Source organism: Streptomyces sp. NBC_00513, assembly GCF_041431415.1.
In the GTDB taxonomy this organism is placed as follows: domain Bacteria; phylum Actinomycetota; class Actinomycetes; order Streptomycetales; family Streptomycetaceae; genus Streptomyces.
Window position 1 is genome coordinate 7,739,188 of sequence record NZ_CP107845.1, and the last position, 20,352, is coordinate 7,759,539.

At 69.9% G+C, this 20,352-nt stretch carries 20 protein-coding genes; 11 read left to right on the forward strand and 9 right to left on the reverse strand.

All coding sequences use genetic code 11. The features are described from left to right. Positions 1 to 126 precede the first annotated feature (126 nt). From OHA84_RS34925 to OHA84_RS34935, 3 genes are all read left to right on the forward strand, one after another. Entirely contained in the window at positions 127 to 1,227 is a 1,101-nt protein-coding gene (locus tag OHA84_RS34925; protein ID WP_266967674.1) for a hypothetical protein, read from the forward strand. Between the two features lie 40 nt (positions 1,228 to 1,267). Further along, a complete protein-coding gene (gene asnB, locus OHA84_RS34930) occupies positions 1,268 to 3,016 on the forward strand; it encodes an asparagine synthase (glutamine-hydrolyzing) (protein ID WP_266967672.1) in 1,749 nt (582 codons plus the stop codon). Between the two features lie 77 nt (positions 3,017 to 3,093). Then, positions 3,094 to 3,723 carry a histidine phosphatase family protein gene (locus OHA84_RS34935; RefSeq protein ID WP_266967670.1) on the forward strand — a complete coding sequence of 210 codons (630 nt, stop codon included), beginning with the start codon at positions 3,094 to 3,096 and terminating at the stop codon, positions 3,721 to 3,723. A 239-nt stretch (positions 3,724 to 3,962) separates the two neighbouring features. Here OHA84_RS34935 and OHA84_RS34940 read toward each other — a convergent pair whose 3' ends face one another. Then, positions 3,963 to 4,556, reverse strand: a complete 594-nt coding sequence (locus OHA84_RS34940; protein WP_266967669.1) for a hypothetical protein — start codon at positions 4,554 to 4,556, stop codon at positions 3,963 to 3,965. A gap of 675 nt (positions 4,557 to 5,231) precedes the next feature. Between OHA84_RS34940 and OHA84_RS34945 the strand changes: the two genes are divergently transcribed. After that, entirely contained in the window at positions 5,232 to 5,591 is a 360-nt protein-coding gene (locus tag OHA84_RS34945) for a peptidase inhibitor family I36 protein (protein WP_371591542.1), read from the forward strand. A gap of 201 nt (positions 5,592 to 5,792) precedes the next feature. On the opposite strand, the gene OHA84_RS34950 is transcribed toward OHA84_RS34945, so the two are convergent. Then, positions 5,793 to 6,446, reverse strand: coding sequence for a TetR/AcrR family transcriptional regulator (locus OHA84_RS34950; protein ID WP_266967667.1), 654 nt, complete (start codon positions 6,444 to 6,446; stop codon positions 5,793 to 5,795). 7 nt (positions 6,447 to 6,453) lie between these two features. Here OHA84_RS34950 and OHA84_RS34955 point away from each other — a divergent pair, with 7 nt between their 5' ends. The 3 genes from OHA84_RS34955 to OHA84_RS34965 all read left to right on the forward strand — a co-directional run bounded on the left by OHA84_RS34955 (position 6,454) and on the right by OHA84_RS34965 (position 9,399). Then, positions 6,454 to 7,239 (forward strand): sterol desaturase family protein, encoded by a 786-nt coding sequence (locus OHA84_RS34955; RefSeq protein ID WP_266967665.1) that lies wholly within the window; start codon positions 6,454 to 6,456, stop codon positions 7,237 to 7,239. A gap of 35 nt (positions 7,240 to 7,274) precedes the next feature. Then, a complete protein-coding gene (locus tag OHA84_RS34960) occupies positions 7,275 to 7,817 on the forward strand; it encodes an SRPBCC family protein (protein ID WP_266967663.1) in 543 nt (180 codons plus the stop codon). Between the two features lie 166 nt (positions 7,818 to 7,983). Continuing rightward, positions 7,984 to 9,399 (forward strand): aldehyde dehydrogenase family protein, encoded by a 1,416-nt coding sequence (locus OHA84_RS34965; protein ID WP_266967661.1) that lies wholly within the window; start codon positions 7,984 to 7,986, stop codon positions 9,397 to 9,399. Positions 9,400 to 9,422: 23 nt separating this feature from the next. Here OHA84_RS34965 and OHA84_RS34970 read toward each other — a convergent pair whose 3' ends face one another. Then, on the reverse strand, positions 9,423 to 10,133 hold the full coding sequence (locus OHA84_RS34970; protein WP_266967659.1) for a pyridoxamine 5'-phosphate oxidase family protein: 711 nt from the start codon (positions 10,131 to 10,133) through the stop codon (positions 9,423 to 9,425). Positions 10,134 to 10,504: 371 nt separating this feature from the next. On the opposite strand from OHA84_RS34970, the gene OHA84_RS34975 reads away from it, so the two are divergent. Together OHA84_RS34975 and OHA84_RS34980 are read left to right on the forward strand one after the other, a co-directional pair. Next, a complete protein-coding gene (locus OHA84_RS34975) occupies positions 10,505 to 10,666 on the forward strand; it encodes a hypothetical protein (RefSeq protein ID WP_266967657.1) in 162 nt (53 codons plus the stop codon). Positions 10,667 to 10,812: 146 nt separating this feature from the next. Beyond that, positions 10,813 to 11,310 (forward strand): YfbM family protein, encoded by a 498-nt coding sequence (locus tag OHA84_RS34980; protein ID WP_266967656.1) that lies wholly within the window; start codon positions 10,813 to 10,815, stop codon positions 11,308 to 11,310. A gap of 640 nt (positions 11,311 to 11,950) precedes the next feature. Here OHA84_RS34980 and OHA84_RS34985 read toward each other — a convergent pair. The 6 genes from OHA84_RS34985 to OHA84_RS35010 all read right to left on the reverse strand — a co-directional run bounded on the left by OHA84_RS34985 (position 11,951) and on the right by OHA84_RS35010 (position 16,935). Beyond that, complete coding sequence (locus OHA84_RS34985) at positions 11,951 to 12,373, reverse strand: MazG-like family protein (protein WP_266967654.1); 423 nt, start codon at positions 12,371 to 12,373, stop codon at positions 11,951 to 11,953. A gap of 744 nt (positions 12,374 to 13,117) precedes the next feature. Continuing rightward, positions 13,118 to 13,741: a C39 family peptidase gene (locus OHA84_RS34990; RefSeq protein ID WP_266967652.1), complete on the reverse strand. Its 624-nt coding sequence runs from the start codon at positions 13,739 to 13,741 to the stop codon at positions 13,118 to 13,120. 106 nt (positions 13,742 to 13,847) lie between these two features. Further along, positions 13,848 to 14,219, reverse strand: coding sequence for a fic family toxin-antitoxin system, toxin component (locus tag OHA84_RS34995; protein WP_266967650.1), 372 nt, complete (start codon positions 14,217 to 14,219; stop codon positions 13,848 to 13,850). Positions 14,220 to 14,232: 13 nt separating this feature from the next. After that, on the reverse strand, positions 14,233 to 14,460 hold the full coding sequence (locus OHA84_RS35000) for a hypothetical protein (protein WP_266967649.1): 228 nt from the start codon (positions 14,458 to 14,460) through the stop codon (positions 14,233 to 14,235). Between the two features lie 563 nt (positions 14,461 to 15,023). Beyond that, positions 15,024 to 15,959, reverse strand: coding sequence for an NADP-dependent oxidoreductase (locus OHA84_RS35005; RefSeq protein ID WP_266967647.1), 936 nt, complete (start codon positions 15,957 to 15,959; stop codon positions 15,024 to 15,026). 79 nt (positions 15,960 to 16,038) lie between these two features. Next, the gene (locus tag OHA84_RS35010) at positions 16,039 to 16,935 is read right to left on the reverse strand and encodes a class III extradiol ring-cleavage dioxygenase (RefSeq protein WP_266967645.1); all 897 of its coding nucleotides are present in this window, start codon (positions 16,933 to 16,935) and stop codon (positions 16,039 to 16,041) included. Positions 16,936 to 17,058: 123 nt separating this feature from the next. Here OHA84_RS35010 and OHA84_RS35015 point away from each other — a divergent pair, with 123 nt between their 5' ends. Together OHA84_RS35015 and OHA84_RS35020 are read left to right on the forward strand one after the other, a co-directional pair. Further along, positions 17,059 to 17,532 carry a MarR family winged helix-turn-helix transcriptional regulator gene (locus OHA84_RS35015; RefSeq protein ID WP_266967643.1) on the forward strand — a complete coding sequence of 158 codons (474 nt, stop codon included), beginning with the start codon at positions 17,059 to 17,061 and terminating at the stop codon, positions 17,530 to 17,532. 727 nt (positions 17,533 to 18,259) lie between these two features. Continuing rightward, positions 18,260 to 20,338, forward strand: coding sequence for a PIG-L family deacetylase (locus OHA84_RS35020; RefSeq protein WP_266967641.1), 2,079 nt, complete (start codon positions 18,260 to 18,262; stop codon positions 20,336 to 20,338). The last annotated feature ends 14 nt before the right edge of the window (positions 20,339 to 20,352 follow it).

Consider the following 20,352-nt stretch of genomic DNA (forward strand, 5'->3'; position numbering starts at 1 on the left):
ACGCGCCACACGGGTGACCCTCTCCGGTTCCCCCGCTGTCCCACTTGTTCCACCGCTTCCACCGCTTCCATCCGGCCGCTCGCCGGCCGGGACATCGCACCCCGAACAGAAAGGGGAAGGGCAGCCGTGCTCTCCTTCCGTCCCCACATCGCCGCCGTCTCCGGCATGGACGACTTCGACGAGGAGGCCGTCCTCGCGAAGATCCACCTCGCCGACGACGACATCCTGGTGCTGTCCGGTTCGCTCGTTGACGGCTCGGGCACCCCGTCCTCGGACTTCGACTTCTGCGTCATCGCCCGGTCGAAGGACGACAGGTTCCACCGCGACACCTTCCCGCGCGAGCAGCACATGCGGTACTACACCAGCGGCGACCGGGTGAAGGCGAGCTTCGACTACCTGCCCCACAGCCTGCTCGGGGTGGACGTCGAGTACTGGACGGTCGACGAGATCGCCGCCATGCTCGCCTCGCACGCGCGGCTCTACACCCAGATGCGGACCCGCGCACGCAAGTCCTCCGGCTTCGCGGCGTCGGCCGTCGACTTCCGGATCCTGTCGCGGCTCACGTACGGGATCCCGCTCACGAACGCCGCCGCGTTCCGGGAACTCGCCGCCGAGGTACGCCCCGGAGAGGTCGCCTACACGGCCTTTCGCGCGGCCGTCGGCAGTTACCCCGACTTCCGGGACCTGGCCGGCATGTGGGCGCAAGGAGACCACGCGTCGGCGCTGATCGCGGCGCGCAAGCTGGGCATCGACACCTTCCGCGGCCTGACGCACGTGCACGGCAACACCAACCGCAACCCGAAGTACCTGTCCCGCTTCCTCGCCCGCTTCCCCCTTCCCGCCGAACTGTCCGACCGGTTCGGTGAATTGAACGCCCTCGGTGTCGGACCCCAGGCCGATGCCGCCGACGCCGTCCTGGAGTGGCTCGACCTCATCGACCTCGCCTTCGCCGAGATCCGGGCCGGGCGCGAGAAGGCGGAGGCGTTCGTCGGCCGCGCGGACTTCCTCGGCATGCTGAGGGAGGAACTGCACGAGAGCATGACCTGGAACGCCGAGATCTCCAACGAGTACTGCTTCCGCGCCCGCGAGGTCGAACCCGGCCTGCCCTCCCTGCGCGAGCTGCTCTCCGCCATGACCGCCCGCGGCGCGGCACCGCACCACCTGCCGCTCCAGGAGTGGGCGAAGGGCCGTACAGCCCCCGTCGGGGAGAACAACAAGTCCGCCTGAGGGGCCGCCAGGCCTCCGTCGAACACCCGGGGAGACGCCCTTGTGCCGGATCTACGGCTATTTCGGATCCGATCGCGATGTGCGCGCGATGGAGGCCGCACGCGACGCCCAACTGCCCGGCGGCCCCGACCGGCAGGCCCACGTCCGGGGGGAGGACTGGGGCCTGGGCTGCAACCGCCTCGCGATCCAGGACCCGTCGCACGGCCGCCAGCCGTTCACGAACGCCGACGGCTCGGTGCACGCCGTGTTCAACGGCGAGATCTACAACTTCCGCGCCATCAGGCGGGAACTCGCCGCGCACGGGGTACGCGTCGACGGCGACTGCGACGGCTCCGTCCTCCTTCCCTACTACGAACTGCACGGCGACCGCTTCGTGGATCGGCTCGAAGGCATGTACGCCATCGCCCTGGTGGACCTGCGCTCGGGGCGGAGGCTGAAGCTGTGGAGCGACCCGCTGGCCGTCAAGAGCCTGTACTACGAGGCCACCGCGGACGGTGTCACCTTCGCATCCGAACCGGGCGGTCTCGCCGCGCTGCGGACGGGCCGCCCCGACGTCGATCCGCACGCCGTCGACCACTACCTGAACTGGCAGTGTCTGCCGCCCGGTTCGTCGTTGTACGCCGGTGTGTCCAGCCTGCGGGCCGGCGAACACCTGGTCCACGACGGGCACGCGGCCGTCGTTCGAGCGCGGCGCCGCACCGAGACACCCCCGCCCGACGGCACCTGCACGCCCGCCCGCCTCGGCTCCCTGCTGACCGGCGAGGTGGAGCGGATGTCACTCCAGTCCGCGCCCGTGGCCGTACAGCTCTCCGGAGGCCTCGACTCCGCCGTCCTGGCGACCCTGCTGGGCCGCCGCCGCACCGACGTCACCGGCTTCCACGTGACCCACGAGGGCACTCACCCGTCCGACGAGGAGACCTACGCCCGGGACGCGGCGGCACACGCCGGCATCCCGCTCGAAGTGGTCGAGATCCGCGAGGCGGAGCTGCCCGAACTGATCCCTCCCATGGTGGCCGCACTGGGCTCTCCCAACGCGACGCCCCACGCGCTGAGCGCGTACGTTCTCTTCCGGGAGATCGCGCAGCGGTCCTTCCGCGTGTGCTTCGTGGGCGACGGCGCGGACGAACAGTTCGGCGGCTACCGCCGCTACAGCACCGCACTCGCCGCCGCCGACGACGCGTGGCCCGAGCGCTACCTGGACCGGCTCTCGCTGGTCCCACACGCACGCTACCGCCGGCTCTACACCCCCGAGTACCGGGCGCTGCTCGACTCCGACGGGAGCAGCCGCGCCCGCGCGCGGGAACTGCTCGGACCACCGGCCCCCGGGCGCCTGGAGCAACTGCTGACCTTCGACCGGCTGCACAAACTCCCCGGCCTCAACCTCCGCAAGCTCGACCACCTCTCCATGGCCCACGGGATCGAGGGCCGGGTGCCCTACTGCCAGCCGGCCGTCACCGACTTCGCACGCCGCACCCCCGACGCCCTGAAGGCCACCGAGGCCCGGCGCAAGCGGATCCTGTGGGACGCCGGCGCCCCGCTCGTCCCGGAATCGGTACGGACACGGCAGAAACAACCCTTCACCTTCCCCGTCGACGCGTTCCTGGCACCCGGCACCAAGCTCTGGGAGTTCGCGACCGACGTGCTGGCCCGGCCCCGGCTGCGCACCGACGGATTCCTGAGCGGCGCCGCCGTCCGCGAAGTCCTGGACACGCACGCCGTCCGCCGCGACCAGGCCCGACTGGTGTGGGGCCTGATGATCCTGGAACTGTCCCTTCTGCCCCTTCCGTGAGACCCCGTCACCCGGGCCCCGCGGACGCGGTACCGTCCCGAAGCAGGGCAGGACCCCTTCAAGAGAAAGGTGCACCGGTGCGCAGCATCCACGTCGTCACCCACCCGGAGGCGAGCCACCACGTCGAAGGCCTGGTCGGCGGATGGCACGATTCCACGCTGACCCCCGAAGGAGTCCGGGAGGCGGCCTCGATCGCCCGCGCCCTGCGGGCCGAGATCCCCGAGGGAGCCGAGGTCGAATTGATCTCCTCGGACCTCCGGCGGACCCGACGCACCGCACAGGAGATCGGTGGTCTGCTCGGTGTGGAGGCGGCCCTGGACCGCCGGCTGCGGGAGAAGTCGTACGGAGAGGCCGAGGGCAGGCCCCAGGAGTGGCTGGACAAGCGGTTCGTCCCCCCGCCCGCGACCGGCGACCGGATGGGTCACGACGAGGGCATCGAGGGAGCGGAGACGCGGGCCGAGTTCGCCGGACGGATCTACGAGGCCATGGACGGGATCCTGAGCCACCCGTACGAGCACCAGGTCATCGTGACGCACGGCTTCGCGCTGACCTTCGTGGTGGCCGCCTGGATCGGCATGCCGATCGATTCCCTCGGCCACGTCAACTTCCGGGTCGCCTCGGGCAGCATCACCCATCTCCGCGAGGACGACTTCTTCCACAACCGCCAGCTCGTCCGCCTCGGAGACACCCGCCACCTCGAAGGCTGACCACGTGCGGGGAGGGCCGCACGCGCCGAGCCGGCGCTTTGCGCGGGCGGCCCTGGACCCTGTCGTCAGAGTTTCGCCTCCTCATCCGGACCCGGCGCCGAGCAGGGCTTGCAAGGGGACGGGCTCTGGCCCCCACGGGGGTACCCCGGTCCGCCGGCGCGGCCTCCCGAGCACCGGACACGCCGTGCCACGCGCGGTGTGGCTGCCGAGCGGGACCGCGCCGTCGGACCGGGACACGTCTACCGGGGCGGCTCGCACCGCCGGGGGAGCGCCACGGTCCCGGGCCGATGTTCGAAGGTGTCCATCACCAGCCACTCGTCCAGCTCGGGATCGTAGAGGTTCTGGACACCGAACTGCAGCACCTGCCAGAAGGTTCCCCGGTTGTTCTCGTCGACGTAGATGTCACCCAGCGCGAGCGGCAGACGTGGATGATTTCCGGGAGGCAGCTTCGGGAGGACCACGCCCACCCTCCAATGGTTCACGTGCCGCTGCGTGGGGGTGCGTCGAAGGGTCTCACGCCCGACGAACCGGGCTCCTTCGAACAGTTGGTTGAGCGCCTCCAGGTTGAGGTCCGGGATGCGGGAGCACAGATGCTCGTTCAGACCGGGCCACTTGTACGTCAGCGTGTAGAGCGTGTCGTGGTAGATCAGGTTGGTGAACCAGATCGGGTACTGCGGGCCCCCCGCGGTCATCTGGCTGTCGCCGTCCCTTCCCTCCCAGGTGAACGGCACCGTGATGTCCAGGTCCCGGACGATGTACTTGCCCTTGCCGCGGAAGTCGCGGGGGAGGCGGGGCGGAGGCGGCGTCGGGGAGGCGTCCTGCCGTACGGCCACCGTCCCGAACGACGGCGGGGCCCCCGGTCCGGGCGTCGCCACCGGGAGGCGGAGCTGCCAGGACGAGGGCGACCACTCCGGCAAGAGCGGCCGACGTGGCCGTCTTGCGTGTGCCTTTCCAACCCATGGTCTTCCTCGGCTGTCGCGTCAGGCGCCGTCATGGCGCGGGGTACGGTCACGGCGATGCTGGGACACCGTCCCCGGAATTGAAGATTCCGAAACCGGCGAAACCGGCGGCCCTGGGCGGACACCCGTCGCTCCCGTCCCATGAGTCTCGGCGCCCTACACCCGCAAACCCGCAGGCAGGCTGACCCGGTATCAGACAGTGGTGAGCGGGAGCCCGAGACAGCGCGGAAGGCGCCGGGGGTGCCCCCAGTGGGGGTGCTGCCCGCATTGGCGGTGACGGCGGGGCGGGCGGGGCGGGTGGGGGCGCCGGCCGGGCGCCGCGCACGTGCTCGACTTCGGCTGAACCGCTCAGCGGCGGTGCGCCCTGTCACCACCATGCCGCCGTCCGCCCGAGTGCCGTTTTCTACAAGACCCGCCCCGGGGTACTCCGTCAGACTCATGCCGAGTTCCGCTCCAGCAGGCGCTTTCCCTCCTCCGACCCGCTCCTTCGCGGGCCGGCCGGTCGAGGCGGTAGGCGCACCTACGCGTCAAGGAGACAGAGCCATGCGCATGACGAGGAAACTCGCAGGACTTGCCGGCGGCATCGCGTTGACCGGCGGATTACTGGCCGGGAGCGCGGGCACTGCCGGCGCGGCGGCGTCGGACTGCCCCTCGGGCTACTTCTGTGTCTGGTCCGGACAGAACTACATCGGCCAGAGGCAGCAGATCGCCGGGAGCAACTCCAACCTGACCCAGTACGCGGTATTCCAGAACTTCAAGTCCTGGTACAACCACGGTGCTTCCTGTGCCCTCAAGTGGTACTCGGGAACCAACTACACCGGCTCCAGCGGCATCATCCCGAAGGGGAACAAGCAGTCCGACAGCGTGGGTCACTACATGAAGTCCAACAACTGGGTCAATTGCAGCTGAAAGGCCCATGCCTGAGGGAGGTGCTCACCAGGAGCGCCGCCCTCGGCTCGTCCCTTGATTTCGGTCACTGGGGCGACCGGAGCCCGCTCCACGCAGACCTCGGGAGCGGCCTCCACTGGCTGGGCGCGGGGGAGAAGGTGCCCGGCTCCGGTGGGCCCCGACCGGAGCGTCACGGTCACGGGTGGGGGAGCCCGGTCGTCGTCAGGAGGGCTGGTCGGGTGCGTCCCAGCTCCGGTGATAGTCGGCCCAGTCCGGCTGCGGTCCTGGCAGCGCGGTGTGGACGGTACGCAGCCCGTCGAGGGCCAGGGTCAGCATCCTGCGGCGTGCGTGGTCATCCTGCTCGGTGCGGCGGGGGTACCGGCTGAACATCTCCATGAGGTGCGTGATGTCGAGCGTCGTGACGTCACCGCGTACGGTTCCGTCGTCGTGGCCGCGTCGCAGCAGTTGTTCGGCCAGTGTTCTGGCCTGCTCGTTCGCGGCGGACACCTCTTCGGGCAGGCTGAACGTCCCGGCGAGGGCCGCGAAGGCGCCGGCCCTGGCGTCGACCGCGGCAGCCATGTACTGCGCCAAGGCGTCCCAGCCGCTGCCCTGCGCCTCCAGCGCTGCCTCAAGTTCGGCGATCGTCTGGGCGATGCCGATGGCGCAAAGGTGCTGGAGGAGCTGCTCCTTGCTGCCGTAGCGGCGGTAGAGGGTGCCGATCCCCACTCCGGCCAAGGCGGCGATGTCCGCAACGGGGGCGTCGGCGCCCTGTTCCGCGAATACGGCGCGGGCCGCGTTCAGCACCAGGAGGTCGTTGCGTTCCGCCTCGGCCTGGCGTCCGAACCGCCCGCCCGCCCGCCCGCGGGCGGCCGACATCTGTCTTTTGATCGCGGTCGCCGTCTTCGTCGGCCTGTACGAACTGACCCCGCTGCGGGTCGAGGTCACATGGATGACATTCCCGCTGATCCTGCTGGCCCAGGACTTCTGTTACTACTGGATGCACCGTGAGCACCATCTGGTGCGCGTGCTGTGGGCCAGCCATGTAGTGCACCACTCCAGCCGCAGATACAACTTCTCCACGTCGGTCCGCCAGCCCTGGACAGGCCTCACCTCCCAGATCTTCTACATACCGCTGGCCTTGGCCGGCGTGCCGCCCTGGGCCATCCTGCTGTGCGGCGCGATCAACATGCTCACCCAGTTCTGGCTGCACACCGACCGCATCGGCAGGCTGCCCCGCTACATCGAGAGGGTCATCAACACCCCTTCGAGCCACCGGGTGCACCACGCCTCACAAGGCGGATATCTGGACCGCAACTTCGGCGGCATCCTCATGATCTGGGATCAGATGTTCGGAACCTGGGCCGAGGAGACGGAACGTCCTGCCTATAGCCTCACCAAGAACATCGACACCTACAACCCCCTGCGGATCGTCTCCCACGGGTACGCCGCCATCGGACGCGACCTGGCACGCGCCACGCGATGGCAGGACCGGGCACGCCACCTGCTTGGCCGCCCAGGATGGCAGCCCGAACAAGCAGCCCTCCTTCCCGGCCCACACAGCAAGCCGTCACGGCAGCCGACCACCAGCCTCCGCAGCACATGCTGCCCCGACTTCACCGCCGGCACCCGGTGCACCTGCCGGCCCTCCGGCGCGGACATCAGTCGCTGACGGACAGTCGGCCGCAACACCTTGGACGTGACCACTTGGACACACAGCGCCCTGCCGCCGCACGCACATGGGAACTCAGGGAATCCGTCATCATCGCGGCACCACCCGAAGAGGTGTACGCCTCGATCAGTGACGTGAAGCGCATGCCCCAGTGGAGTCCGGAATGCGTCAAGGTCCTGCTCCTCCCGAGCAGAAGCAGGTCCCGCCCCTCCTTCATCGGATTCAACCGCAACGGAGTACGCCACTGGTTCACCCTCTGCCAGGTGACCACCGCCGACGCCCCCAAAGAGTTCGCCTTCCGCGTCTCCGTCGCGGGCCTGCCCATAGCCACCTGGGGCTTCCGGCTCCGCCACGCCGATCACCACCACACAGCCGCCGCCGGCTCCACCCACGTCACCCAGTACTGGCACGACCTGCGACAAGGCCCCCTCGGGGCAGTCGCCGACCTCTTGGGCCGCACGGTCGCGGGCACCTCTCCCGCGGCACGCGTCCGCGTCAACCGGGCAGGCATGATTACCACACTTCACCGGCTCAAGCACTCCATGGAGGGCGCCACCGGGGGCACATCCCCCCAGTGACCTCCCGCACGGAAGGAGGTGGTCCCCGGATCGTCGTCGCTGATCACGGCTCCGTGGCGCGAACCGTGCACGCAGCGCACGAGGAGGGGCGGCCGGACACCTCGGCGCGGGCCCCGGTCCGGGCGCAGTAGACGAAGAGCACCTGTTTCGTATCGCGGAAGGTTCCATGACTCCCCACACCGTCTTCCCCCTCACCAAGACCGTGGCCGAGGTACGCCGCCTCTTCGACTCCGGCAAGACCCGCCCCATGGCAGCCCGCGTCGGCCGCCTGCGCGCACTGCGAGCCATGCTCGCCGAGCACCAGCCGGCATTCGAAGCCGCACTGTGGAACGACCTGCACAAGGGGCCGGGCGAAGCACAGCTGACCGAGATCAACGTGACCCTTGCGGAGATCAACCACATGCTGCGCCACCTTCGGCGATGGGCCAGGCCCAGACGCGCTCCGGCGCCGGCGGCACTGTGGCCGGCACGGGCCCGCTTGGTGTCCGAACCGCTCGGCGTGGTGTTGGTGATCGCCCCGTGGAACTATCCCGTGCAGCTTCTCCTCAACCCTCTGGTCGGCGCACTGGCCGCGGGAAACACGGCCGTGCTCAAACCGAGCGAGCTCGCACCGGCGACCTCGGCACTGATCGCCCGGCTCGTCCCGAGGTACTTCGCCGACGGAGCCGTGCGCGTGGTGGAGGGTGGCATCCCGGAGACGACGGAACTCTTGGCCCAGCGGTTCGACCACATCGTCTTCACCGGCAGCGGGACGGTGGGCCGCATCGTCATGAGGGCGGCGGCCGAGCACCTGACACCGGTGACGCTGGAGCTGGGCGGCAAGTCACCGGTCTGGTTCGACGACGATGCCCAACTGCACCGGGCGGCGCGGCGCTTGGCATGGGCGAAGTTCACCAACGCCGGCCAGACGTGTGTCGCCCCGGACTACGTGATGACCACCCCCGACCGGATCCCGGCACTCGTGGACGCGCTCCAAGACGCGATCACGGACATGTGGGGCATCGAACCTCAAACGAGCGGGGACTACGGCCGCATCGTCGACGAGCGGCAGTTCGACCGCCTCGCAGCACTGCTTCACGGCACGGAGGCGGCCATCGGTGGTCAGTGGGACCGAGCCGAACGCTACATCGCTCCCACGGTGGTGACCGTCCCCACCCTCGACGGTCCAGTCGTCGGCCCGGAGGCAGCCCACCCCCTGCTACGGGAAGAGATCTTCGGTCCGATCCTGCCCATCCTCCCCGTCGACTCCGCCGAGCAGGCCGCCCATGTGATCAATGGCTGGGACAAGCCGCTCGCCCTGTACGTCTTCACCTCCTCCGCCCGCACCCGCCGGCTGTTCGAGCAGCAAACCTCATCCGGTGCCGTGGTGCACGACGCCGGCCTCATCCACGTTGCCGCCACGGGTCTTCCGTTCGGCGGCGTGGGTGCCAGTGGCATCGGCGCCTATCACGGCGTGTACTCCTGGCGAGCCTTCTCCCACCTCAAGCCCGTCCTGCGCAAGCCGCACAGCATGGACACTCTTCGCCTGGCGCAGCCACCGTTCACCCGCCGCGGGCTGCGCTTCGTCAAACGCCTGATGTGAGCCCCCAGACGGGGCGCCTGGGGTCAGTGGGGCGCTGCTTCCGGGGGCGCGTCCCGCACGAGGATGCGCCGGCCCGTGACCCGGTCCGGTGTGAGGGAAACCCACAGGTCTCTTTCACCGCCGGCCCAGGGCAGGGAGTATGCCTGCTTCGCGAGCGCGCGAACGGTCTCGGCATCCGTGACCGCCTGCGCCCTGCCGACCAGCAGAACGCTCCAGCCCCGACTGAACGCGTCGTCGATACGGTCCACCTCGAAAGGGACCACGCTCGCCACGACCTGGGCCGGAAGGGCGTCGTGGGACGTTCTGAAGAGTACGTTGCGCTCTCTGACCAGGTAGTTGACCGGCAGAATGGCGGGCCCTTCGCCAGAGGCCACCCCCACCCGCCCCACACCGTGGGTGTCGAGCAGGGCCCAGCACTCTTCATGATCGAGCTCCAGCAGCGCAGGGTGGTAGGCCGCCCGTCCGGTACCGGGTGGCAGGTCCACATGAGCCCCGGACAGTTCGTCCAGCGTCGTCGAAAGGGCCTCGGCCAGTTGCAGCAGGAATCCGATACCAGGGGTCGCCGTCTGTTCCTCCACGTAGCGGATGTATCCAGGCGCCGATCCGGCCCGGTCGGCCACCTCCTCCCGGGACAGTCCCAACTGCTCGCGACGCGCCGCCACGCGTCGGCCGAAGTCGCCGGGCAAGGGCTTCGGCTCGGGGGCGGGAGAACTTGGCTGCGGGTGCTCGGACACTTCGTCGACCTTTCCTCGTCCGCGCTCGCCGACAGTCAGACGGCCAGTAGTGGCCACGGCAACGGACGCCGGCGAGTGGTGCACTTACAGCCTGGGCCACGACCCCGCTGTCCGCCCCGAGCCGCGCCGAGCGATTCCGGTGTCCTGGTATCGCTCGCCGCTTTCAGCGGAAACAGAATGCCGGCGCGGTACGAGGGCCGGCAGATGGTGTCGTTGTCGCTTCGGGGCCTGGTGCCATGGGAGCCACGGGGTGGCTCGGGGTGCCCGGGGGTCGACCTCCGTCGAAGGCTCGTACTCCATCGAGGAGACGGGCTCCAGCTCCGGACAGCGTGGGTACTCGTACTCCATCGATCTATCGATCGTGTCAGTCCATGGACGCGGCCCGGGCCTTCCTTCGCGACGTCCTCCCCGGACTCGACGGGCTCGTCGACACCAACCACTTCGAAATCCTCCAGGCGAGCGAGTTCCTCGCGCTCGTCGAGCGCCGTCCCGACTGGGACTGGCGGCGACAACCGAGCACAGACCTCGAGTAGACCGGCGGTCGGCGCCCGATGCGGTCGTACGCCGCCTCTGGAGTGTTCGGGCGGCGAGTACGGCGTCGAGGTCGGGCACCACCACACCGACCGTCCCGGCCTGCCCGCCTCCGGCCGGCTCGGACACGCTTCGTATGCTGCCGTCCATGAGTGTCAACGGGGAGTACCTGCGCGTCACATCCGCAGAGCTGGCACGGGCCCTGAAGGATCCCGCATGGGCGCTGGAGCTCGCCGAGGAGACTCAGGACGCACAAGGCGAGCGTGAGGTCGCGCCTGCCGAAGCGCGGCACTTCACCACGCACCAGACATGGCACCTGCTCGGATTCCTCCTGCGGCGTTTCGCTTTCCCTGTCGACATCGTCCACGGTGAGGAAGTACTCACCACCGAGGACTGGGGCTACGAACCGCCGCGATATCTGACCCGAGACCGGGTACGACTGGCCGCTGACATCATGCGGCAGACGACCTATGACCAGCTCATCGAAGGCGTCGACCCCGCCGAACTCACCAAGGCCGAGATCTACCCGCAGATCTGGGACTCTCCGACCTCTCTCGACTGGGCCCGCGACCTGTTCACTCCGCTGACAGAGTTCTTCCAAGGTGCCGCATCCGCCGGTCACGCGGTGCTCATCTGGCTCGACTGATCGATCCACCCGGACCGGACCAGACATCACCCGACGAGCCGACGGCGCACTGTGCCGACGGGATCGGAAGGCAGGGACACCCGTGGACCGAGTCCAGGGCCCAGGGGGTTTCGCAGCGCGTACCGGATGCCCTTTCGCTGACCTGGACTTCTCCCGCGGTCTCACGACGACTTGGACGACGATCCGGTTCCACGCCCAGGCCACCGCCGGGTTCACCGGCGACCGCCCCTCAAGTCGGCGGGCGAGCAGGGCGTCCGTGAACGCGAAGCGGTCCTCGCCCAAGGGGAGTTCGCCCGGGTGCTCGCGAATCCGTGAAGCCTCCTTGCCCCACACGTCGTCGAGAGACACCAGGGAACCGGCCAGATCGGTCGGACAGGCGCCCAGTACCGCGCCTGCCACCACTGGCGACAGACGTACTTGCACGCACTCGACATGTTCGCCCCACGCCCGAACCCCGCCCCCGGAGCCGACCCCGTGCCCGGCGACGAAACACTCCAGGGCCAGCATCACGGCCGGGTGCGGAACCACCCGCAGGCCACCGATCGGCGCGCCGGGGACCCGACACCCGGCCATGTCGACGCCGGCCATCCGCCAGGCTCGCTGCCGACGTGCGACGTCCCACCCGGCGGGATCATCTCGTTCACTCGTGGTGGAGCCCATCACCGGTCTCATCCGACCGAGTCGTTCTCTCAACGAACCGCAGCTCCGCGCCCTCGACCTGGTCCGGGGACGGTGGTGCCGGGACGAGGAACCTGCTCGATTTGTCGGCCAGAAAGCCGGCGAAGAATTCCGCGGCGTCGTGGGGCCGCATCCGGGCCAGTGTGACGAGCGCGGTGATCGCCGTATCCGCCACCTCCGCCTGCACGTCGTCCCAGGAGTGCGAGATGCCCTTGCGCGGGTTGGTGCCGTGCACACCGATCACGGCCTGGGCGGCCTCCCCGAACTCCTCTCCGATCTTGAGGACCTGGAGAGTCCACTGGTGCTCGGTCGGTACCTCCCGTTCGTCATCCCGTCGCGTGAAGCTTCGCGCGAGCTCGTCGATGGTCTTCCACACGTCGTCCATGGAGTTCCTGCCTCGATTCGGGTCGGTCGGGTCGGGTGGTTCACGTCCGGCGATGACGACCGCGCCCCGCGCGCGGCGGCGCCGGGCTGTATCCGGGCGTCTGCGTCCTTCTCGGCGAGCCGCCCACGCCTCCAGGGGCTCGTCAACCGGATCGTCGGGTCCGAGGGTCATGGTTGGGCGAGAGCCTGTTGGAAGTGTTGACACGACTGCCCGCCGGTCCACGTTCCAACCGAGCCGGAGGCCGCGCCGCACCAGCTGGGGTAACCGGCGCGTCATCGCCCACGTGGTCATGGGTCTTCCCTCCAGCACGGCCAGCGTCCCGGATTTGAACCGGTACTCCTGCGCGCCGCCCCCGGGGTTCTCCGTCTCCCGGCCCCTCACATCGTCTCCCGTCGCTTGCTGCCGCATGCCAAATTGCCGAAGCCGGTCCCACGCGTGGACGGCTTCGCGAACGAACCACTCGTTCGGGGACGGGGCCTCCGAGCAGCCGGTGGCCCCGAGGCCGGCCGGTCTGCCGGACGAACCGGTCAGGAGTGTCGAGCCACTCCGATAGCAGCTGCTTGCGCCCGGTCTTTCAAGTGAGTTGATCGCTTCGTTGACCAGAGCGCGGGCGGCCCCGGCGTAGACGGTGATCCGGGCAAGCCCGGTCCTCGTCCGGCACTTCGCCGGCGCCCATCTCCGGCAGGTGGCGGCTGCCCGCCTCGACCCGGGAGACGGTGACGGGAAACCGATCTCGTCCCGCACCTACCGTGAGTGGCCCAGTACGACCCCCCGCCCGGCGAAGAACCGGACGAGGTCCGCTCTGGGCACCTGGTGGAACTGCTGGGACCCCTCCGGGAAGCCGGAGGGGTTGTGAATCGTGACGTGGTCGGGCCCGCGACCCACGGCGAGGACCAGGTGCCCGCCGCGCTGCTCAGGCCGGGGATCGAGGGTACGGATCGTCTTGTGCACCGACAGCAGAACCAGGCGCCCCCGCAAGATCTCGGCGTCGACCTCCTCAACGGAGAGCTGTGGACGGGACTCGGCGAACAGCCCCCAACGGGACGCCACCCACGTGGCGAACGGCGCGTAGATCAGCCCCCGAACCTGATCGCCGTCGCGCACGTACGCCCCGGCGGCCAGAGCCTCACGGACCAGCGGCACCGAGGCGGGCACGGGCTGCCCGAAGAATCCCAGCGCCATCCGCAGGCACGCCATGCCGCACATGCGCGGCGCCCAGAAGGCGTACTCCTCCGGGCTGTCGGCACCGGAGGACTCCCACAGCGGATCTGCGGTTGCGGCCGTGGTGCCCGCAACGAACCCGGGCACAAGGCCGGCGGACTCCCACTGCGAGAAGTAGGGGACATGATGGGTCGTGGCAACGGTCATGCCCCCACTCTGCCGCCGACCGGGCGTACGGGCGTCAGGGCACGTACGAATTGTTCGCGCACGCCATGACCGGCACCAGGCAAGGTACCGGAGGCGGCCCGCACGCTCAGCGAGTCCACTCCCGCAGCGAGGAAGCGATCTCCCGGACATCCGGGCGGCCGTCGGCGACCTGCTCGATGAGGTCCCCGGCCCCCTTCGTCGTCACGTTCACCGGCAGCCCTGAGGCGTGCAGGTAGCCGGCCGCCACGGCGGCGGCGAACAGCTCGTTGGAGTGCTCCAGCGCCGGGACCCGTACGAGTTGCTGGAGCAGCGCGGCGGCTCGGTGGTGGGCCTGCTCGTACACCGGGACGTCCAGCACTCGGAAGGCATGCCGGGCCCGGGCGGCTTCGAGCGACCCCCAGTCGACGACCTCCGGGTCGCCGGGGATCTCGCGCTGCGCGATTTCGAGCAGCCAGGTCAAGTCGATCTGCAGGAACATCGCCGTACCGGGCTCAGGCGGCCGTGGCGCCGGCGCCGGTCGGGCCGCCGAAGCGCGAGGCGAAGCCCTCGGCGTGCATGCCGATGAAGGCGCGTGCCCCGTCCGCGAAGCGCACCCGCGTCAAGTCGGCGTTGAGCACCTGCCTGGCATACGCCTCCGCCGGCAGGCGCTTCTCCGCGGCCGCCCGCTGCAGCTGCTCGTACGCTTCGTCGCTGATCTCAATCCGGATTTCCCGAGCCATGTCACCACCGTAGCGGTCAGCCACGGTGCACGGCAGGGGATCTGCCCGCCCGCCCCACGGCGCGGGATGGAGGTTGAACGCCGGTCCGAGCCGCGGGCGAACGGCTTCGCGAGCTTGGCATCCGCTCGTGGGGGGACACGCTCCGCCGCTCCGTGCCAGCTCGCCACCGAGTGGCTGGTCCCGCTCCCCGTCCGCAGCCCCGGCATCGGCTTCGGCACTGGCCCGCTCCCGGACCCGACGACCTCGACCGCGTCCACGGACTCCCGCCGGCACGTTCGTGGCAGCCGCCTTCGCGCCCTCCCGCCTGTACCCCGCGATCTCCGGGGAAGTGACCGATGAGCAAGGGCGCGCCGCGGTGGTCACGGACCTCGCCGGCGTGTGCGGATCAATGGACCGGGCCCGAAGGGTTGGCAGCGATTGGTCCGCTCTCATGCCGCGCGTCGAGGGCCCGCCTGCCACGGGTCCTGGCCCGTGGTGGGGTGCATCCGCCGTCGAACTCCCGGGCCGCCAGCCGGCGGGAGTGCGCACGGCGGGCGGCCCGGTCGGGTTGCGGTCAGGGGTGATCAGGGAGCGAGCATGACCGTCTTGCCGGACAGGCGCCCGGCGCCGGCGTCGTCATGCACGGCGGCCAGCTCGGCCACCGGGCGGTGGGCGGTGACGTGGAGCCGGAGCTTGCCGGCATCCACCTTGGCGACCAGCTCGGCCAGTTGGGCTCCGTCGCTGCGGACCCACAAGCTCGCACTGCGCACCCCCCGAGCGGGGTCCTCGGGAACAGGGCCGGCCGTACTGGCGGCGACCCCGCCGTCGGCGACGTGGTTCGTCAGCCGCGCGAGATCCTCCGGGGAGAGGCGCACGTGGTTCACCACGACCTGGAACGGACCGCCCACGGCGGCCGGGCCCGCACCGAGGTCGAGGGGGCCGACGACCCGGTCCGCGCCGTACCCCCGAAGGCGGTCGGCGTGCTGCGGCGCGTCCACGGCGGTCACGTGCGCCCCCGCGTCGACGGCGAGCTGCACCACGAGGCTGCCGACCGCGCCCCCCGCTCCGTTGACCAGGACGGTCTGGCCGGGCTTCAGTTCGGCCAGCTCGAATACCGTCTGCCAGGCCGCAAGGCCGGTCAGCGGCAGCGCCGCGGCGTCGACCAGGTCGGCCGTGCGGGGTGCCGGTGCCAGGGACTCGGCCGGGGCGAGGGCGTACTCCGCGGCGCCGCCGGCGGAGTCGAGGGGCAGCATCGCCACGACCGGGTCGCCGACCTCGAAGCCGGCCACGTCCGCGCCGAGTTCGGCGATGGTGCCCGCCAGGTCGATCCCCGGCACGTACGGCAGCGTGATCGGGATCATCGCGGCTAGGGCACCGGCGCGGATGTGGTCGTCGACGGGGTTGAACGACGTGGCGGCCACCCGCACCAGGACTTGCCCGGTGCCGGGGACGGGACGGTCGACGTTCTCGTAGCGCAGTACCTCGCTGCTACCGAACGCGTGGAAACGCATTGCCTTCATGGCACTTTCCTCCAGGGTGTGTTGATGTCGTCGCCCACGGACGGGGCGATCGGTCGGGAAGACGCGGCACGTCGGGGCGTCAGGTCAGCTGCACGGAGCGGGTCGAGTTGCCCATCACCATGCGATCGATGGCGCTCACGGCGCTGCCGGGGTCGTCGGCGGCTCCCACGGTGAGCAGCAGCGGGACGAAGTGGTCGGCCGTCGGATGGGCGACCGCGGCGCCGGGTGCCTTGTTGAGGTAGTCGACGAGGGCGTCGGCGTCGCCCCGGGCGAGGGCGTCAACGGCCCATTCGTCGAAGGCCGTGGTGTCGGCGGCGAGCTCCGGTCGGCGGAAGACGGCGAAGCTGTGCGTCATGAAGCCCGAGCCGAGTACGAGGATGCCTTCGTCGCGCAGCGGCCGTAGGCGTGCCCCGAGTTGGAGCAGGGCGCTGGGGTCGAGGCTGGGCATCGACATCTGCACGACGGGGACGTCGGCCGCGGGATACATGGCCATGAGCGGGATGAAGGCCCCGTGGTCGAGGCCGCGGTCGGCGAACTCGTGCACCGGCGTCCGGCCCAGCAGGCCCGTGAGTCGCCGAGCCAGGTCGGTGGCGTCCGGGGTCGCGTAGGGAAGGGTCTTGTAGCGGGGGTGGAAGCCGCTGAAATCGTAGAAGAGCGGGGTGCCGGCCGCGGCTGCGGAGATCACGACCGGTGCCCGTTCCCAGTGGGCCGAGATGACGACGATGGCACGGGGTTTGGGCATTGACTGGGCCCAGTCGAAGAGGTCGCCGAGCCACTGCGGATCGTCGAGGGTGAACGGGGCGCCGTGGCTGACGAAGAGGCTGGGCATGGGCCCGTCGGAGGGATTCCACACCCTCTGTTCGCGTGCCTGTGGCAGGGCTCTGGCAAGGAGGTCGTCGTATGCCGCGGCCGGTGTGCGCGACGGGAAGGGGGAAGTCAGGCCGTTCGGGGAGGCCAGGCTGCTCGTAGAGGTCATCGAACTCAGCTCCTTCACTTGCCTCGGCAAGTGTTTTCACTTGCCTGGGCAAGTTGAAAAGTAGCCCATAGAGAGTTGCCCAGGCAAGTGATGAGGGTTGCCTGGACAAGTATGATGGGGCTCATGGAAACTCAGTCATCCTGGCTCGACGACGACGAACAGGGCCTGTGGCAGGCGCTCCTCACGGTCGTCATCGCCCTCCCGGCCGCCCTCGACCGCCAGCTGCAGCGGGACGCGGGCATCTCCAACTTCGAGTACGGGGTCCTCGCCCGACTGTCCATGGCCGACGAGGTCACGATGCGCCTCAGTGACCTGGCCCGGGACTGCGACAGCACGCAGCCCCGCATGTCGAAGTTGATGGATCGCTTCGAAGCCCGCGAGTGGGTCGCCCGTCGGCCCGACGCCGGCGACGGGCGATACACCCTCGCCACCCTGACCGACGCCGGCCGGCAGAAGCTCGTCGAGAGCGCACCGGAACACGTGGCGCAGGTGAAGCGGCTCGTGTTCGACCCTCTCAGCGCCGCTCAGCGCCGCCACCTGGAGGCCGCGCTCACCCGCATCGCCGCCACCGTGCGCCAGGAGGTCGAAGGAGGCTGAGCGTCATCCGGGGGTCTCCCGTCGGCTCTGCGGCGCCCGTGACGCGGCGCACGGGAAGGTGCGGACCTCGGCGTCGGTGTGGCCGAACGCCGTGACGAGACCGCGCTCCACCCCCGGACCGGGTGATGCCACGCGGGCCGGCGGTGCCGTCGGCGCCGCCATCGCCGATCCACACCGCGCCGCCCGCGAGGGCGGCCGACCGGAACAGGGCGCGAGAACCTCGGTGTAGGTGGTGAGGGGCAGCGCGCCGGTGGTCCGTCCGCCGGGCGACGAGTAAGGCCGTGCCGAACCGGGGGAGCCGGCAAGGCAGGCGAGGCCGGCTGTCACCCACGCCCGGCGCTGGGCCCCGGCCGCCTTCGTGGCGGCCGCCTCCAAACACGTGAGCCTGTCAGTCGAAGCCGGCCACGGACGTGTTCGCGTCGGACCGGGACTCCGCAGCGCACTTCGAGCGCTCTGCCACGTGGATCCACACCATCCCGGGACAACGGCGAGCATCGTCCGGACGTGTCCACTCGATGGCATCCCCTCACTCTCGGGAGGGCGTGACCAGAGTGTGACAAAAGATACACGGGTCGCAATAAACCCAACTTTGGCTTCCTTCGTCTCCCCATCGGATCGGGTTTTGACCACTCCTGATCCGAGCGGCACTGGCGACCGGGCACGGAGCGGCGGTGCTGACGTCCCGAGAACGAGCCCTGCCGGGCCGACGCACCGAAAGATCAGATATATGACGCCCAGTCAGCACCGAGCCAAGCCGTCCCGCAGACACTTCATGCTGAGTTCTGCGGCGGTGGCGCTCGTCGGAGCTGCCGGGTACGCGGTGGCCTCCTGGCCGGACGGAACTGAGGAGAAGGGCACCGCAGGGGGAACCGACAGCGTGGACGCGGCGCCGCCACTCACGAGTCAGGAATCCGTCATGCAGATCGTCGCGCACCCCGACGACGACCTGTTCTTCATGAACCCGGACACGGGCCATTCGATACGCTCCGGCCGCCCCATCACCTCGGTGTACGTGACGTCCGGGGAGGCCGACGGCGTCAACGCCCCCGGGCACGCCTCCCCGCTCCACCCCATGCCGCCCGCTGACCGGGCGCGCTACGCCGAGGCCAGACAGAACGGCATACGTGCGGCCTACGCTCAGATGGCCACCGGCGACAAGATCAGCCCCTGGACCCGCACCTCCATACCCACCATCGGCGGCGGCACCGCCGAGCTGGACACCCTCCAGGCACACCCCCAGATCAACCTGGTCTGGATACAACTGCGCGAAGCACGCGAGATGTACAAGGACGTGCCCCACAGCCTGCGCGGCCTGTGGAACGGTCAGACCCCCTCGCTGGAACCGATGCTCGCATCAGACACCCCCGCCAAGCCCATCAGTTACACGAAGGACCAGCTCGTCGACGCACTGGCCGGTCTGATGCGGCGCTTCCGCCCCACCCACATACGCACCCTGGACCCCACCCCGTCCCGCGAGGGCGTCAAGCATCAGATCATCGAGCACCAGGACCACGTCTTCAGCGCCCGCTTCGCCCAGGCGGCGCTCCAGAAATACGCTGCGACCTCCGGCCACCCGAACTTCACCGTCCAGACCTACCTGGGCTACAACACCAGCTACCTGCCGCGCACCCTCGACAAAGAAGCCGCGGATGCCAAGGCGGAGACGGTGAAGACGTACGCCTGGATGGACCCGAAGGACAACTACTGCGGCAGCCAGTCGGGTTGCGGAGACCGGAAGGTGTCCAACCGGCCCTACGGGAACAACTGGGCCCAGTCGGTCCGCTACTCCCGCGCCAATTCGACCAGTTGGCTCCAGCCCGGCGAAGACGGCGGCCTGTGGGCATTCGGCGTCATCGACCAGAAGCTGGCCGTCTGGCACAAGGCTCCTGGCGCGAAGGACACATGGGCGGGCCCAACACTGATGGCGGCGGACGGGCTGCTCGACCCCGGACTCACCACGGTACGGCTGCGCGACGGTCGCATCGCCGTGTTCGGCACCGTCACCCACCTCGGGCGGGGAGCCGACTACCGTCGTGAGGTGGTCACCACCGTCCAACAACGTCCCGGGGGCGACTTCGGGGCCTTCCACGCGCTCGGCACGCCGCCCCAAAGCGGCGCGAGCGTGCTCTGCGACCTGTCCGCCCCGGCCCCCGCCGTCGACGGCTCCGGCCGCCTCACCGCGTTCGTGCGCGGGGGAGACCTCAGGCTTTACCAGACAGGGCAGGACGCAAAAGGCGTCTGGTCCGCGTGGCGCGACCTGGGTGGCACCGGCCTGCACGGCGACCCGGCCGCCACCACCGACAGCGCCGGCCGCATCCACGTCGTCGCCGCCACCCCGAAGTCCGTGCTGACCTGGGCCCAACCGAAACCGGGTACCCCCCTCCCGGCCAGTCCCGAGCAGAGCGGGCTGCCCGCGACCACGGTCAGTGGACTTTCCGTCTGCCCGGACGGCGACGGGGTGCGGGTGTTCTTCCGCAAACCCGACTCGGGCGCCGTCCAGAGCGCCGTGCTCGACGGCTCGGGCCGCCCGGTCGTGATCGACCTGGGCGGAGTCGGCGGCTACGGCGCGGTGGGCCTGTGCGGCCCCGCCATCGCCGGCCGGGGCCCCGACGGCACCCTCGGTACGACCGTGACAGGAAGCGGCACACCACGCTGGACCACCGCAGGACTGCTCATATCGGGTGCCCCCGCCGGCGTCCGGACCGGATCGGACGGCATCCTCACCGCGCTGGGCCTCGATGCCAAGCTCTACTGGACCCGGACGTCCGAGGCCGGCCCGCAGAAGTGGAGGCTCGCGCCCGGATAGCAAAGGCAAGCGTT

Bases quoted from the DNA above. Each gene is read 5' to 3' on its own strand.
- OHA84_RS34950 (WP_266967667.1), bottom strand. From the start codon at position 6,446: ATGTCGGCCGCCCGCGGGCGGGCGGGCGGGCGGTTCGGACGCCAGGCC.
- OHA84_RS34990 (WP_266967652.1), bottom strand. From the start codon at position 13,741: ATGACCGTTGCCACGACCCATCATGTCCCCTACTTCTCGCAGTGGGAG.
- OHA84_RS34945 (WP_371591542.1), top strand. From the start codon at position 5,232: ATGACGAGGAAACTCGCAGGACTTGCCGGCGGCATCGCGTTGACCGGC.
- OHA84_RS35015 (WP_266967643.1), top strand. From the start codon at position 17,059: ATGGAAACTCAGTCATCCTGGCTCGACGACGACGAACAGGGCCTGTGG.
- OHA84_RS34995 (WP_266967650.1), bottom strand. From the start codon at position 14,219: ATGTTCCTGCAGATCGACTTGACCTGGCTGCTCGAAATCGCGCAGCGC.
- OHA84_RS34975 (WP_266967657.1), top strand. From the start codon at position 10,505: ATGGACGCGGCCCGGGCCTTCCTTCGCGACGTCCTCCCCGGACTCGAC.
- OHA84_RS35000 (WP_266967649.1), bottom strand. From the start codon at position 14,460: ATGGCTCGGGAAATCCGGATTGAGATCAGCGACGAAGCGTACGAGCAG.
- OHA84_RS35005 (WP_266967647.1), bottom strand. From the start codon at position 15,959: ATGAAGGCAATGCGTTTCCACGCGTTCGGTAGCAGCGAGGTACTGCGC.
- OHA84_RS35020 (WP_266967641.1), top strand. From the start codon at position 18,260: ATGACGCCCAGTCAGCACCGAGCCAAGCCGTCCCGCAGACACTTCATG.
- OHA84_RS34985 (WP_266967654.1), bottom strand. From the start codon at position 12,373: ATGGACGACGTGTGGAAGACCATCGACGAGCTCGCGCGAAGCTTCACG.
- OHA84_RS34965 (WP_266967661.1), top strand. From the start codon at position 7,984: ATGACTCCCCACACCGTCTTCCCCCTCACCAAGACCGTGGCCGAGGTA.
- OHA84_RS34980 (WP_266967656.1), top strand. From the start codon at position 10,813: ATGAGTGTCAACGGGGAGTACCTGCGCGTCACATCCGCAGAGCTGGCA.
- OHA84_RS35010 (WP_266967645.1), bottom strand. From the start codon at position 16,935: ATGACCTCTACGAGCAGCCTGGCCTCCCCGAACGGCCTGACTTCCCCC.